Source organism: Streptomyces sp. NBC_00461, assembly GCF_036013935.1.
Classification (GTDB): Bacteria; Actinomycetota; Actinomycetes; order Streptomycetales; family Streptomycetaceae; genus Streptomyces.
On sequence record NZ_CP107902.1, the window covers coordinates 7,074,577 to 7,089,163 of the forward strand.

A 14,587-nucleotide genomic window follows, 5' to 3' on the forward strand; every position below is an offset into this window, starting at 1 on the left:
CGGCCGTGTCCCACAGCACGGTGCCTCGCACCAGGGCCGAGGCGAAGACGAGTCCGACGAAGACCCCGGTGGCGTCCGGCGACGCCACCGGTTCCCGGAAACGGGCCGGAAAGCTCGGCTTCCGGCTGAGGTTCAGACGCGACCGCGTGCTGCTGCTGATGACGCTGCCCGCGCTGCTGCTGCTCGTGGTCTTCAACTACGTGCCGATCCTCGGCAACATCGTCGCCTTCGAGGACTACGACCCCTACGTCAGCGACAACGGCATCGTCTCGATGCTGCACAGCCCCTGGGTCGGCCTGGCCAACTTCCAGCAGATGTTCCAGGACTCGGCCTTCTGGGACGCCGTCCAGAACACGCTGGTGCTGTTCATCCTCCAGCTGGTGCTGTTCTTCCCGATCCCGATCCTGCTCGCGCTGCTCATCAACAGCGTGGTCAGGCCCCGGGTGCGGGCGTTCGCACAGGCCGTCCTCTATCTGCCGCACTTCTTCTCCTGGGTGCTCGTCATCGCCGTCTTCCAGCAGATGTTCGGCGGCGCCGGGATGCTCTCCCAACTGCTGCGGGAGCACGGCCATGGCGGCATCGACATCATGACCAACGCGGCCACCTTCAAGTTCCTGATCACCGCGCAGAGCGTCTGGAAGGACGCCGGCTGGGGGATCATCGTCTTCCTCGCAGCGCTGGCCTCGGTCTCCCCGGACCTGTACGAGGCCGCCGCGATGGACGGCGCCGGCCGCTGGCGCCGCATGTGGCACGTCACCCTGCCCGCGCTGCGCCCGGTCGTCGCGCTCCTGCTCGTCCTGCGGGTCGGGGACGCGCTGACCGTCGGCTTCGAACAGATCCTGCTGCAGCGTGATGCCGTGGGGCCGGGCGCCGCCGAAGTCCTCGACACCTTCGTGTGGTGGAACGGCGTCCGCAACCAGGACTTCGGTTACGCGGCCGCCGCCGGACTCGTCAAGGGCGTGGTCAGCATCGGTCTGGTCCTCGCCGCGAACAAGGTGGCCCATCTCATGGGCGAGCAGGGGGTGTACAAGAAATGACCGCGGTCATCGACGAACCGGCGAGCAAGACGTTCAGGTGGGCGGCCCCTGAGCGGCCGACCTGGGAGGAGGAGCCCTCCAAGGCGGGCGCGGCCGGCAAGGGCGTCGTGCTGGGCCTCGCCTGCCTGGGCGTCCTCTTCCCGCTGTGGATCGTGATCGTCACGAGCCTCTCCAGCAAGAAGACGATCACTGAGGCCGGCGGTCTGGTGATGGTCCCGAAGGACATCACCTTCATCGCCTACAAGGAACTGCTCAGTGGCGGCCAGGTGACCCGCGCGACGATCATCAGCATCCTCGTCACCCTCGTCGGCACGGTGTTCTCGATGACGGTGTCCGTGCTGTGCGCGTACGGTCTCTCCCGGATCGGCTCGCTGGGGCACCGGTGGATCCTGATGGTCCTGCTGGCGACGATGTTCTTCAGCGCCGGTCTCATCCCGACGTATCTGCTGGTGCAGTCGCTCGGCCTGACGGATTCGTATCTCGCGCTGATCCTGCCCAGTGCGCTCAGCGTGTTCAACATCCTTGTGCTGCGCGGTTTCTTCATGGGGATCTCGCAGGAGCTCACCGACAGCGCGCGGATCGACGGAGCCGGGGACTTCCGGATTCTGTGGCAGATCGTGATGCCGTTGTCGCGTGCGGTGCTGGCGGTCATCACGCTGTTCTACGCCGTGGGGTACTGGAGCGCCTGGTTCAACGCGTCGCTGTACCTGAACAACCAGGACATGATGCCGCTGCAGAACGTCATGATCCAGCTGGTGCAGAAGCAGGAGGCGCCGGTGGGACTGGGGCAGGCCATCAGGACCGGGCAGCTGTCCGGGCTTGCTGTGCAGATGGCGGTGATGGTGATGGCTCTGCTGCCGGTGGCCGTGTTGTCGCCGTTCGTGCAGCGGCACTTCAAGAAGGGCATGCTCACCGGCGCAGTGAAGGGCTGACCTGCGCCTACTCGGTGGGGTGCCTGTTGTCGTGTGGCGGCTGCAGTTCGTTGTGGCTGGTCGCGCCCACGCGGCGGAGCCGCACACTGATACTGCCCCGCGCCCCTAAGCGCCTTCCGCGTCCCCCTCTCATGGAACTCACCCCTCTTGCAGAACGAGGTATGTGTCATGCACGCGTCCCGCCTGAGCAGGCGTGCCGTTCTCGCCGGGGCCGCGGCCGCCGCCGCAGGCACCGCCGTACCGCTTCTTCCCGGCCGCGCGCACGCTGCCGAGGCAGAGGCCGCTGCCCCCGCTTACTGCTGGCGCAATGCCACGACCGGCACACTGCACGCCAGCACCGACAGCGGCCGGACCTTCGCCGCGCGGGCCACCGGCCTGAACTCGGGCGACAGCGAGTTCCAGCTGGCCGTGACCCCGGGACGCTCCGGGCATCTGTGGCTGAGCCTGAAGCGGAACGGCCTGTACCGCTCGACCGACGGCGGTGCGACCTTCACCAAGGTGAGCAGCTGCCGGGCGTCGTACACCCTCGGCTTCGGCAAGGCCGCCCGGGGCGCCTCCTACCCGGCGGTGTACATGGTCGGCTCCACCGAGACCATCACCGCCGTGTACCGCTCCGACGACGAGGCGAAGACCTGGACGCGGATCAACGACGACCAGCACCGGTGGGGCTACACTGGCGCGGCCATCACCGGCGACCCCCGCCTCCACGGCCGTGTCTACCTCGCCACCAACGGGCGCGGAATCCAGTACGGAGAGCCCGTCTGATGCCCCCGAACTCCCAGCCCGGCCTGAGTGTCGCCACCCGCGGCCGCATCCTCTTCGGCGGCGACTACAACCCCGAGCAGTGGCCCGAGGAGACCTGGCCCGAGGACGTCCGGCTGATGAAGGACGCCGGCGTCAACTCCGTCACCCTCGGCGTCTTCTCCTGGGCGAAGCTCGAACCCAGCCCCGGGGCACGGGAGTTCCGCTGGCTCGACCGGCTGATGGACCTGATGCACGACAACGGCATCGGTGTCGTCCTCGCCACCCCCACCTCCTCGCCCCCGCCCTGGCTCGGCCGTCTGCACCCCGAGTCGCTGCCCCGCGACGAGGACGGCCGTACCGAATGGTGGGGTGGGCGGCAGCACTTCTCGCACTCCAGCGCCGCCTACCGCCGCTACGCCGCCGCCATCACCGAGGACCTCGCCGCCCGCTACGGCAGCCACCCCGCCCTCACCATGTGGCACATCAACAACGAGTACTGCACCTTCGACTGGGGCGACGAGGCCGCCACCCGCTTCCGCCACTGGCTGCAGGCGAAGTACGGCACCCTCGACGAGCTCAACTCCGCCTGGGGCACCGCCTTCTGGAGTCAGGGCTACGGCGACTGGAACGAGGTCCTGCCGCCCCGCCACGCGCACTACATGAAGAACCCGGGCCAGGTCCTGGACTTCAAGCGGTTCACGTCCGACATGCTTCTGGAGTGCTACATCGCCGAGCGGGACATCGTGCGGCGACACACACCGGGCCAGGTCCCCGTCACCACCAACTTCATGCCGCTGTGGGTCGGGCAGGACGCCTGGCGGTGGGTGGAGGAGGAGGACGTCGTCTCCGTCGACATCTACCCCGACCCGCGCGACCCCCTCGGCGCCCAGCAGGGGGCCCTCGTACAGGACATGACCCGCTCGCAGGCCCGCGGGCCCTGGATGCTGATGGAGCAGGCGGCCGGACCGGTCAACTGGCGCGGCGTCAACCACCCCAAGCCGCGCGGCCTCAACCGTCTCTGGTCCCTCCAGGCCGTCGCCCGCGGCGCCGACGCCGTCTGCTACTTCCAGTGGCGGCAGTCCCGGCAGGGCGCGGAGAAGTTCCACTCCGGGATGCTGAGTCACGCGGGGGAGCAGGGCCGCACCTACCAGGAGGTCAAGCAGCTCGGGGCCGAACTCGCCCGGATCAGTGAGGAGGTGACGGACAGTCACAGCGGACGCGACATCGCGATCCTGCACGACTGGCACTCCTGGTGGGCCGGCGCCCACGAGGGCCGTCTCTCCACCCAGGTCGACTACCCCCAGGTCCTGACCGCCTGGCACCGCGCTCTGTGGCAGGCCCACCTCACCACCGACTTCGCCCATCCCGAGCACGACCTCACCGCCTACCGCATGGTCGTCGTCCCCCAGCTGTACGCCCTCACGGACGCGGCGGTCGACAACCTCCTCGCGTACGTGAGCGGCGGCGGCACCCTCGTCTGTGGCTTCCTGACCGGCGTTGCCGACGAGGACGACCGGGTGCGCCCCGGCGGCATGGACCCGCGCCTGCGCGAGCTGTTCGGCATCCGGACGCTGCACGAGTGGTGGCCGCTGGACCCGGAGGAGACCGCGCAGACCGACGGCTTCCGCGGGACCCTGTGGTCGGAGGAGATCGAAGTCGGCGAGGGCGCCACGGCCGAGGCCACGTACAAGGGCGGCGAGCTCGACGGGATGCCCGCCGTCCTGCGCCGGGGCAGCGCCTGGTACGTCTCCACGCTCCCCGAGGCCGAGGCGCTGCGCGACCTCCTCGCGCAGGTCGCGGCCGACGCCGGCGCCCGGCCCGTCCTCGACCGTCTGCCCGACCAGGTCGAGGCGGTCCGCCGCGGCGATCTGCTCTTCGTGCTCAACCACGGGCGTGAGTCGGTGACAGTGGAGCTGCCGGGCAGCCACCACGACCTGCTGACGGGGACGACCGTCGAGGGCGAGCTGACCCTGGGCCGGTACGACGTGGCGGTGCTGCGGTGACGGACATCGCCCACGGAACCTGGGAACCCCTCCCCGCCGCCCGCTGGGAGGACGGTTTCCTCAGCGGCAACGGCCATCACGGCGCCCTCGTGTTCGGCGGTCCGAACGACGAACGGGTCGTCGTCACCCATCACACCCTCGTGCGCCCCAACGGCAGCGAGAACGCCCAGCCGCCCAAGCTGGCCGATCAACTGCCCCTGCTGCAGGACCAGTTGCTGGCAGGTGAGCTGCACGCCGCCGAGACCTTCACCGACGGCCGTGACCTGCAGTGGGTGCAGCCCTTCCACCCCGCCTTCCAGATACGGCTGCGCACCGCACCCGGCGAGGAGGCGCGCCACTACCGCCGCTCCGTCGAATTCACCACCGGCGTCGTGAAGACGGTCTGCGACGACCGGAGCAGCCGCGTCTTCGTGTCGCGCGCCGACGACGTGATCGTCCAGCACGTCACCGCCGCCGACCTCGACATCGCCCTGGACCACCGGCTGCCGAGCGCGCCCACGGCTCTCGCCGTCGGCGACGGAGCGGTGCTCACCCCCGACGGCGCCCTGCTCACCCTGCGCGTCCGCTACCCCGGCAGCGCCATGGCGTACACGGGCGTGACGCTCGTCGTGCCCGCGGGCGGACGGGCGACGCTCACGCCCCCCGGGGTGCGGGTCGAGGGCGCGGAGTCGGTCCTGCTGCTGACCCGGGTGCTGCGGCACACCGGAGAGCTGGATACGACGTCCCAGGCCCACGCCCTGCGTGAACTGCTGCCGGACGGCGAGGACCCGTACGACGCCCTCCTGGAGCGCCACACCGAACGCCACCGGGCCGCCTACGAGCGCGTCACCCTGGACCTGGACGCGGAACCCGCCGAACGCGCCCTGTGCGGCTCGGAGTTGCTCGCGCGCCCGGACAGCCCCGCCCTCCTGGAGCGTCTCTTCGCCGCCGGCCGCTACCACCTGCTCTCCGCGAGCGGCCTGTTCCCGCCCCGTCTGGTCGGACTGTGGACCGGCGACTGGAACACCGCCTGGTCGGGGGCGTTCACCAACGACGCCAACCTCAACCTCCAGACGGCCTCCGCGGCGGCCGCCGCGCTCCCCGAAGTGACCGAGGCACACGCGTCACTGATTCAGCGTCAGCTCTCCGACTGGGCCGTCAACGCCCGCACGGTCTTCGGGGCCCGCGGTGTCGTCGCCCCCGCCCACACCGACGGCGAGTCGGGGCTGACGTACCACTTCAACCGCGAGTACCCGCTGCACCTGTGGACGGCGGGCGCCGACTGGCTGCTCAAGCCGCTGGTCGACCACGACGAGACGCGCGGCACCCGGGATCCGCGCACCGCCCACGCCCTCGCCCAGGTCGCCCTGTTCTACGAGGACTTCCTCGACCGGACCGACCAGAACGGCCACCTGGTCGTCGTCCCCTCCTACTCGCCCGAGAACCGCCCCGCGAACGCCAGTTGGGGCACGATCAACGCGGCCATGGACCTGTCGGCCGCCCGGCACGCACTGCTGACCGCCGCTGCGCACCACCCGGGCAGCCCCGAGGCCGACCGCTGGCGTGCCCTCGCGCAGCGGATCCCGCCGCACCGGATCAACGCCGACGGCGCCCTCGCCGAATGGGCCTGGCCCGGCCTCGACGACACCTACGACCACCGCCATCTCAGCCACCTCTACGGCGTCTGGCCGCTCGACGAGATCAACCCGTACGACACCCCGGAGCTCGCGGCCGCCGCCCACCGGGCGCTCGAACTGCGCGGCGCCGAGAACGACTCCGCCCACGGGCATCTGCACCACGCCCTCGTCGCCGCGCGCCTGCGGGACGGCGAACGGGTCACGCACGCCCTCGGCCAGGTCCTCAAGGGCGACTTCTTCCACGCCTCCCTGATGAGCGCGCACTACCCCGACCGCGAGGTCTACAACGCCGACGCCGCGCACACCCTGCCCGCCGTGCTGATCGAGATGCTCGTGCAGTCGACGCCGGACCGTCTGGTCCTGTTGCCCGCGCTCCCGGCGGCGTACCCGAAGGGCCGACTGCTGGGCATCCGCACCCGGTTCGGGGCGGCGCTCGACCTCACCTGGAGCCTGCGGCAGGCGACCGCGCTGATCCGCCCCACCCGAACCCACCGCGTCGAACTCCGGACCTCCTCCGGCACACGGCCGCTCGACCTCGTCGCCGGCGAAGACCACGTCCTCTCCCTGGAGGCGTGGTGACCGCCGTGGCCTTCGGCGCCGCAGTGGCGCCGGATTCCACCTCCGGAACGTAGTCGGGGTGGGGTTTCATGGACACCATGCGACTCCCCGCCCCCCTCCGCATCGGCACGATCGCCGCCGCCGCACTGCTCGCCACGTCGGGCACAGCGGCGGCGGCAGCGGCACCCATGGCCTCCCCTCTCCGCCCGGTGGCCTCCCTCGCCGCCGACCGCCTCGCCACCGCCGACCTGGTGGCCGCGGCCAAGTGGGGCACCGACAGCCCCATCGACGACCCGGCCCGCGAGCAGGTGGTCCTCGACACCGTCGCCGCCCAGGCGCGGCAGATCGGCGCCGACCCCGACGAGGTCCGCCGGATCTTCCGCGACCAGATCGAGGCGAACAAGGTCGTCCAGCGCGGCCTGTACGCCCGCTGGACCGCTCGCCCCGACCAGGCCCCGACCACCAAGCCCGACCTGAATGCCGTCCGCCGGACCATCAACCGCATCAACACGGACCTGGTCCGGTCCCTGGCCGACACCTCGACGCGGCGCGCCGCGCCGGCCTGCCGCCCGGAACTCACCGTGGCCGCCATCGACGTCATCCACGAGAAACACCCGGACCTGCTGCACACCGCGGCCTTCACCCGCTCCCTGGCCTCCGTCTGCCGCAACTGACCAGAGACAGGACCGCCCGCGCCCCGTGAGGGGCGCGGGCGACCGCGTGATCAGCGATCGGCTACTCGGCGACAGGCAGTCGCGCACCGTCCCGCAGGAACAACGGGATACGGTCCAGCGGCGCGTCCACCGTCACGGCCGCACCACCCTCATACGTCGCTCCGGTCCACGCGTCCGTCCACGTCGCCCCCGCCGGAAGGTACGTCGTCCGCGCCGTCGCGCCGGCCGTGAGCACCGGCGCCACCAGCAGATCCCGCCCGAACAGATACGCGTCGTCCACCGACCAGGCCGCCGGATCCTCCGGGAACTCCAGGAACAGCGGACGCATGGGCGGCAGCCCCTCCTCGTGCGCCTCCCGCATCACGTCCAGCACGTACGGCTTCAGGCGGTCCCGCAGCCGCAGGTAGCGCTCCAGGATCGCGCCGGCCTCCTCGCCGTACGACCACACCTCGTTCGGGCCGCCGGTCATCTCCGGGCCGAGCGGCATGCCCGGGTCGCGGAAGCCGTGCAGACGCATCAGCGGGGACAGGGCGCCGAACTGGAACCAGCGGACCATCACCTCGCGGTACGCCGGGTCGTCGGGGTCGCCGCCGTGGAAGCCGCCGATGTCCGTGTTCCACCAGGGGATGCCGGACAGGGCCGTGTTGAGTCCGGCCGCGATCTGGCGGCGCAGGGTCGGGAAGTCGGTGCCGATGTCGCCGGACCACAGGGCGGCGCCGTAGCGCTGACTGCCCGCCCAGGCCGAGCGGTTGAGGGTGACGATCTCGTCGTCGCCGGAGCCGGACGCCCGCAGACCCTCGTAGAAGGTGCGGGAGTTCTCGGCCGGGTAGCTGTTGCCGACCTCCAGGCCGGGGCCCGTCCAGTAGCGCAGGTTCTCCTGGAACCCGGGCTTGAGCTCCGGCTCGCAGGCGTCCAGCCAGAAGGCCGTGATGCCGTACGGCTCCAGGTAGTTCTCCCTGACCCTGGACCACACGAACTCACGGGCGTCGGGGTTCGTGGCGTCGTAGAAGGCCACCTGGACGGTGGAGGCGACCTCCTTGTCGGGCCAGTCGGCGTGCGCCATCGGGCCGTACTGGGTGCCGATGAAGTAGCCGCGCTGCTCCATCACCGGGTGGTTCTCGCTCAGCGGCGACACGGACGGCCACACGCTCACCACCAGCTTGATGCCGAGTTCCTCCAGCTCACGCACCATCGCCCCGGGGTCCGGCCATTCGCTCGGGTCGAACTTCCACTCGCCCAGATGCGTCCAGTGGAAGAAGTCGCAGACGATGGCGCTGATGGGCAGGCCCCGGCGCTTGTACTCCCGTGCCACCGCGAGGAGTTCGTCCTGGGTGCGGTAGCGCAGCTTGCACTGCCAGAAGCCGGCCGCCCACTCGGGCAGCATCGGCGTACGTCCCGTCACCGCGCTGTAGCGGCGCTGGCCGTCGGCCGGGGTGCCCGCGGTGATCCAGTAGTCGATCTGGCGGGCCGAGTCGGCCACCCAGCGGGTGCCGTTGTGCGCCAGCTCCACGCGGCCGATCGCCGGGTTGTTCCACAGGAGGGTGTAGCCGCGGCTGGAGGAGAGCACCGGGATGCCGACCTCGGCGTTGCGCTGGATCAGGTCGAGGACCAGGCCCTTCTGGTCGAAGCGGCCGTGCTGGTGCTGGCCGAGGCCGAACAGCTTCTCGTCGTCGTAGGCGGCGAAGCGCTGCTCCAGGCGGTGGTGGCCGCCTCCGACGGCGGTGTAGAGGCGGGAGCCCGGCCACCAGAAGTGGGCGCGTTCCTCCGCGAGGAGCTCGGCGGAGTCCTCGCTGCGCAGGAAGCGGATCTGGCCCTCCGCGTCGACGTGGACGGTCAGCGCGCCCACGGTCAGCTGTCCTTCCGCGTCACCGATCTTCACGGAGCTCTCGGTGGCCGGCGGTTCATCGAGCAGGGCGCCCGGCAGTCCGCCCAGGATCGGTCCACCGAGCCGGGCCCGCACCCGGACCGCGTCCGGACCCCAGGGCTCCACACGCACCGTCTCCTGGCGGCCGCTCCACTCCAGGGCGCCGTCCCGCTCGCGGAACGTGCCGAGGGTGGGAGACGACTGCGCAAGACTGACCTTGGGCTGAATTTCGGCAGGCTGATTCACGAGGGGTGCTCCTGAAGGAGTGCAGACAGGGGCGTGCCGCTCCGGCACGGTGTGCGGGCTGTCAGGGACCCGACGGGGCCGGGCCGGTGCTGGCCCGGACCGTCAACTCGGGGGAGATCAGGACGACTTCGTCGGTCCCGCCGTCGAGCTTGGCGACCAGACGCTCCACGGCGTGCCGGCCCATCTCCTGCGCGGGGATGGCGACGGACGTCAGTCGCACCGAGGCCTGGACGGCGACCTGGTCCGGACAGACCGCGACCACCGACACGTCCTCGGGCACGGCACGTCCCTGCTGGCGCAGCAGGCCGAGCAGGGGCTCGACGGCCTGCTCGTTCTGCACGATGAAGCCGGTGGTGCCCGGGCGCTCGTCGAGGATGCGGGCGAGGGTGACGGCCATGGCGTCGTAACCGCCCTCGCACGGCCGGTGCAGCACCCCGACGCCCAACTCCCGTGCCCGGGAGCGGAGTCCGTCGAGGGTGCGCTCGGCGAAACCGGTGTGCCTTTCGTAGACTCCGGGGGCCTCGCCGATGACAGCGATGTCGCGGTGGCCGAGCATCGCCAGATGCTCGACGCACAACGCGCCCGTCGCCTTGAAGTCGAGGTCGACGCAGGTCAGTCCGCTGGTGTCGGCGGGCAGCCCGATGAGCACGGAGGGCTGGTCGGTGCCGCGCAGCAATGGCAGCCGCTCGTCGTCGAGTTCGACGTCCATCAGGATCATCGCGTCGGCGAGCCCGCTGCCGGTGACCCGGCGCACGGCGTCGGGGCCTTCCTCGCCGGTCAGCAGCAGGACGTCGTAACCGTGTGTGCGGGCCGTGGTGGCGACGGCGATGGCGATCTCCATCATCACCGGCACATACATGTCGGTGCGCAGTGGGACCATCAGCGCGATGATGTTCGACTTGCTGCTGGCCAGGGCCCGCGCGCCCGCGTTCGGGTGGTAGCCGAGCTGGCGGATGCTCTGCTCTACCCGCTCCCGGGTGGTCGTGGAGATGGACCGCTTGCCGCTGAGGACATAACTCACCGTGCTCGCCGAGACTCCGGCGTGCTGGGCGACCTCGGCGAGGGTGACCATCCAGCTCTCCCAGCGGTGTGAAGCGCTTCGACAGTGCGCATTGCGAGTATGGGCGGGTGGGGATGGTTCGACACTAGCCCTACCGAGGGGACGTGTCCATAGGTCGTCGAAGCGCTTCGACACCTTTATTTTCCGAGGTGTCGTTTCTGCGGGCGCGGCGGCCTCTCCGGCTCTCATCGGCCGTGGAGAGGTCGTACCCGAACCGTCCCCCGGAAGCCCCCGCCGATGCAACACCGCTGCACCAAGTACGGCAACCGCGCCGGATCAGGTCCACCGGGCCGGCACTCGTCCGGCGCAAGCCCCCGGTGGTGACAGAGCAGGTGTCCGAGACCGGGTCCGGCACCCACGTCTGCAAGGGCGCGGGGCGACTGGACACCGAGGCGTACTCCGTCAACATCGGCCGAACGGCTGCGCAAAGGGTGGTGGGGTCGTCCGGGATCGGGTACATACGATCGAGTAGCACCCGTCGGTAACCAAACGGCCCAAGATCCCGATTCGCGGCGAGGTGACCCTCATGTCCGCCAGCCCCACCACCAAACCCACCGTCTCCGAACGTGAGGCCCGCCAGGTGGCGGAGGCTGCCCGGGAACAGGAGTGGCGCAAGCCCAGCTTCGCCAAGGAACTGTTCCTGGGCCGCTTCCGGCTCGACCTGGTCCACCCGCACCCCATGCCCTCCACGGAGGCCGTGCAGCGCGGCGAGGAGTTCCTCGCCAAGCTCCGCGACTTCTGCGAGACCGAGATCGACAGCGCGCTGATCGAGCGCGAGGCCCGCATCCCCGACGAGGTCATCAGCGGCCTCAAGGAACTCGGCGCCCTCGGCATGAAGATCGACACCAAGTACGGCGGTCTCGGTCTCACGCAGGTGTACTACAACAAGGCGCTCGCGCTGGCGGGTTCGGCCTCCCCTGCGATCGGCGTGCTGCTGTCGGCGCACCAGTCGATCGGCCTGCCGCAGCCGCTGAAGCTGTTCGGCACGCCCGAGCAGAAGGAGCAGTTCCTGCCCCGGTGCGCCCGCACCGACATCAGCGCCTTCCTGCTGACCGAGCCGGACGTCGGCTCCGACCCGGCCAGGCTCGCGACGACCGCGGTGCCCGAGGGGGACGACTACGTCCTCGACGGGGTCAAGCTGTGGACGACCAACGGCGTGGTCGCCGACCTCCTGGTCGTGATGGCGCGGGTGCCCAAGAGCGAGGGCCACAAGGGAGGCATCACCGCCTTCGTCGTCGAGACCAACTCGCCGGGCATCACGGTCGAGAACCGCAACGCCTTCATGGGCCTGCGCGGCATCGAGAACGGCGTCACCCGCTTCCACCAGGTCCGGGTACCGGCGGCGAACCGCATCGGTCCGGAGGGCGCGGGCCTCAAGATCGCGCTCACCACCCTCAACACCGGCCGGCTCTCCCTCCCCGCCTCCTGCGTGGCCGCCGGCAAGTGGTGCCTGAAGATCGCCCGTGAGTGGTCGGCGGCCCGCGAGCAGTGGGGCAAGCCGATCGCCCACCACGAGGCGGTCGGGTCCAAGATCTCCTTCATCGCGGCGACGACCTTCGCCCTGGAGGCCGTACTGGACCTGTCCTCGCAGATGGCCGACGAGAACCGCAACGACATCCGCATCGAGGGCGCGCTGGCCAAGCTCTACGCCTCCGAGATGGGCTGGCTCATCGCCGACGAACTCGTCCAGATCCGCGGCGGCCGCGGCTTCGAGACGGCGGCGTCCCTGGCCGCCCGCGGCGAACGGGCCGTCCCGGCCGAACAGGTCCTGCGCGACCTGCGCATCAACCGCATCTTCGAGGGCTCGACCGAGATCATGCACCTGCTGATCGCGCGCGAGGCCGTCGATGCCCACCTCTCGGTGGCCGGCGACCTCATCGACCCGGACAAGTCCCTCCAGGACAAGGCGAAGGCCGGCGCGAACGCGGGCGTCTTCTACGCCAAGTGGCTCCCGAAGCTGGTCGCGGGACAGGGACAACTCCCCGGCACCTACGGCGAGTTCCGCCACGAAGTGGACCTGTCCCGGCATCTGCGCTACGTCGAGCGCAACGCCCGCAAGCTGGCCCGCTCCACCTTCTACGCCATGTCCCGCTGGCAGGGCCGCATGGAGACCAAGCAGGGTTTCCTGGGCCGTATCGTCGACATCGGCGCGGAACTGTTCGCGATGAGCGCGGCCTGCGTACGGGCGGAACTCCTGCGCAGCCAGGGCGAGCACGGCCGCGAGGCCTATCAGCTGGCCGACGTCTTCTGCCGCCAGTCCCGCATCCGCGTCGAGGAACTCTTCAACCGTCTGTGGACCAACACCGACGACCTCGACCGCAAGCTGGTCAAGGGCATCATGTCGGGCACCTACGAGTGGCTGGAGGAGGGCATCGTCGACCCCTCGGGCGACGGACCGTGGATCGCCGTGGCGGACCCCGGGCCCTCCGAACACGAGAACGTCCACCGCCCGATCCGGTGATCGATCGGTGATCGTTCCATGACGGGACGTCCCTCTCGGCCCCCCGTGCGGGGGATGAGGGGGACGCACTGTCCTCACACACGGTCCTTACGGCAACAATGGAGGGATGAGCGACAGTCCAGCCCCCTCAGGGTCTCTGCCCCACGCCCTGGCCGACCCGCACCTCGTCTACGACCCCGTGGCGGACGACGGCCCGAAGGACGTGGTGATCCTCGGCTCCACCGGCTCGATCGGCACCCAGGCCATCGACCTCGTGCTGCGCAACCCCGACCGGTTCCGGGTCACCGGGCTCTCGGCCAACGGCGGCCGGATCGCCCTGCTCGCCGAGCAGGCCCACCGGCTCCGGGTGCGGACCGTCGCGGTCGCGCGCGAGGACGTCGTACCGCAGCTGCGCGAGGCGCTGGCCGGCCTGTACGGCGCGGGAGAGCCGCTGCCCGAGATCCTCGCAGGGCCTCAGGCGGCCACCCGGCTCGCCGCGTCCGAGTGCCACACCGTCCTGAACGGCATCACCGGCTCCATCGGTCTCGCCCCGACCCTCGCCGCCCTGGAGGCGGGCCGCACCCTCGCGCTCGCCAACAAGGAGTCGCTCATCGTCGGCGGCCCGCTGGTCAAGGCGCTGGCCAAGCCCGGGCAGATCATCCCGGTCGACTCCGAGCACGCGGCCCTGTTCCAGGCGCTCGCGGCCGGCACGCGCGCGGACGTGCGCAAGCTCGTCGTCACGGCGTCCGGCGGCCCCTTCCGCGGCCGTACGAAGGCCGAACTGGCGAACGTCACCGTCGAGGACGCCCTCGCCCACCCCACCTGGGCGATGGGTCCGGTGATCACGATCAACTCCGCGACCTTGGTCAACAAGGGCCTGGAGGTCATCGAGGCACACTTGCTGTACGACATTCCCTTCGACCGCATTGAGGTCGTCGTGCATCCCCAGTCGTATGTTCACTCGATGATTGAGTTCACCGACGGATCCACGATCGCCCAGGCGACGCCCCCCGACATGCGCGGGCCCATCGCCATCGGCCTCGGCTGGCCCGAGCGCGTCCCTGACGCGGCGCCCGCCTTCGACTGGAGCAAGGCGTCCACGTGGGAGTTCTTCCCGCTCGACAACGACGCCTTTCCCTCGGTGAACCTCGCCCGGCACGTGGGACGGCTCGCGGGCACCGCCCCGGCGGTGTTCAATGCGGCCAACGAGGAGTGTGTCGAGGCGTTCCGCGCCGGTGCACTGCCGTTCAACGGGATCATGGAGACCGTCACCCGGGTCGTCGAGGAGCACGGCACCCCGCGTACGGGAACCTCACTCACCGTCTCGGACGTCCTCGAAGCGGAGACCTGGGCACGGGCCCGGGCGAGGGAACTGACAGGACAGACGGCGACCGCGGAGGCGCGTGCATGACG

At 70.5% G+C, this 14,587-nt stretch carries 9 protein-coding genes and 1 pseudogene; 8 read left to right on the plus strand and 2 right to left on the minus strand.

Annotated elements, in window-relative coordinates; genetic code table 11:
* Window positions 1–5: 5 nt before the first annotated feature.
* The 6 genes and pseudogenes from OG870_RS33100 (at window position 6) to OG870_RS33125 (ending at window position 7,564) form a co-directional block, all read left to right on the plus strand.
* Window positions 6–1,037: an ABC transporter permease gene (locus tag OG870_RS33100; RefSeq protein WP_266522267.1), complete on the plus strand. Its 1,032-nt coding sequence runs from the start codon at window positions 6–8 to the stop codon at window positions 1,035–1,037.
* Entirely contained in the window at window positions 1,034–1,969 is a 936-nt protein-coding gene (locus OG870_RS33105; RefSeq protein WP_266590307.1) for a carbohydrate ABC transporter permease, read from the plus strand. The genes OG870_RS33100 and OG870_RS33105 overlap by 4 nt, the downstream gene beginning before the upstream one ends.
* A gap of 315 nt (window positions 1,970–2,284) precedes the next feature.
* Window positions 2,285–2,734 (plus strand): annotated as a pseudogene (locus tag OG870_RS33110) (WD40/YVTN/BNR-like repeat-containing protein); the annotation flags it as partial.
* Window positions 2,734–4,716: a beta-galactosidase gene (locus OG870_RS33115; protein ID WP_327691779.1), complete on the plus strand. Its 1,983-nt coding sequence runs from the start codon at window positions 2,734–2,736 to the stop codon at window positions 4,714–4,716. The pseudogene OG870_RS33110 and the gene OG870_RS33115, both read left to right, overlap by 1 nt.
* A complete protein-coding gene (locus tag OG870_RS33120; RefSeq protein WP_327691780.1) occupies window positions 4,713–6,911 on the plus strand; it encodes a glycosyl hydrolase family 95 catalytic domain-containing protein in 2,199 nt (732 codons plus the stop codon). Before OG870_RS33115 ends, OG870_RS33120 begins: the two co-directional genes overlap by 4 nt.
* 77 nt (window positions 6,912–6,988) lie before the next feature.
* Window positions 6,989–7,564: a chorismate mutase gene (locus OG870_RS33125; RefSeq protein ID WP_266523792.1), complete on the plus strand. Its 576-nt coding sequence runs from the start codon at window positions 6,989–6,991 to the stop codon at window positions 7,562–7,564.
* Between the two features lie 61 nt (window positions 7,565–7,625).
* Here OG870_RS33125 and OG870_RS33130 read toward each other — a convergent pair whose 3' ends face one another.
* Entirely contained in the window at window positions 7,626–9,674 is a 2,049-nt protein-coding gene (locus OG870_RS33130) for a glycoside hydrolase family 31 protein (protein ID WP_327691781.1), read from the minus strand.
* 61 nt (window positions 9,675–9,735) lie between these two features.
* Window positions 9,736–10,746: a LacI family DNA-binding transcriptional regulator gene (locus OG870_RS33135; RefSeq protein ID WP_266522276.1), complete on the minus strand. Its 1,011-nt coding sequence runs from the start codon at window positions 10,744–10,746 to the stop codon at window positions 9,736–9,738.
* Window positions 10,747–11,260: 514 nt separating this feature from the next.
* On the opposite strand from OG870_RS33135, the gene OG870_RS33140 reads away from it, so the two are divergent.
* Together OG870_RS33140 and dxr are read left to right on the plus strand one after the other, a co-directional pair.
* On the plus strand, window positions 11,261–13,195 hold the full coding sequence (locus OG870_RS33140; RefSeq protein WP_327691782.1) for an acyl-CoA dehydrogenase family protein: 1,935 nt from the start codon (window positions 11,261–11,263) through the stop codon (window positions 13,193–13,195).
* A 106-nt stretch (window positions 13,196–13,301) separates the two neighbouring features.
* The gene (gene dxr / locus OG870_RS33145) at window positions 13,302–14,585 is read left to right on the plus strand and encodes a 1-deoxy-D-xylulose-5-phosphate reductoisomerase (RefSeq protein ID WP_266522281.1); all 1,284 of its coding nucleotides are present in this window, start codon (window positions 13,302–13,304) and stop codon (window positions 14,583–14,585) included.
* Window positions 14,586–14,587 lie beyond the last annotated feature (2 nt).

What these genes read in the sequence shown, in the direction of transcription:
- OG870_RS33105 (WP_266590307.1), top strand. Translation starts at nt 1,034, where the DNA reads ATGACCGCGGTCATCGACGAACCGGCGAGCAAGACGTTCAGGTGGGCG.
- OG870_RS33115 (WP_327691779.1), top strand. Translation starts at nt 2,734, where the DNA reads ATGCCCCCGAACTCCCAGCCCGGCCTGAGTGTCGCCACCCGCGGCCGC.
- OG870_RS33140 (WP_327691782.1), top strand. Translation starts at nt 11,261, where the DNA reads ATGTCCGCCAGCCCCACCACCAAACCCACCGTCTCCGAACGTGAGGCC.
- dxr (WP_266522281.1), top strand. Translation starts at nt 13,302, where the DNA reads ATGAGCGACAGTCCAGCCCCCTCAGGGTCTCTGCCCCACGCCCTGGCC.
- OG870_RS33125 (WP_266523792.1), top strand. Translation starts at nt 6,989, where the DNA reads ATGCGACTCCCCGCCCCCCTCCGCATCGGCACGATCGCCGCCGCCGCA.
- OG870_RS33135 (WP_266522276.1), bottom strand. Translation starts at nt 10,746, where the DNA reads ATGGTCACCCTCGCCGAGGTCGCCCAGCACGCCGGAGTCTCGGCGAGC.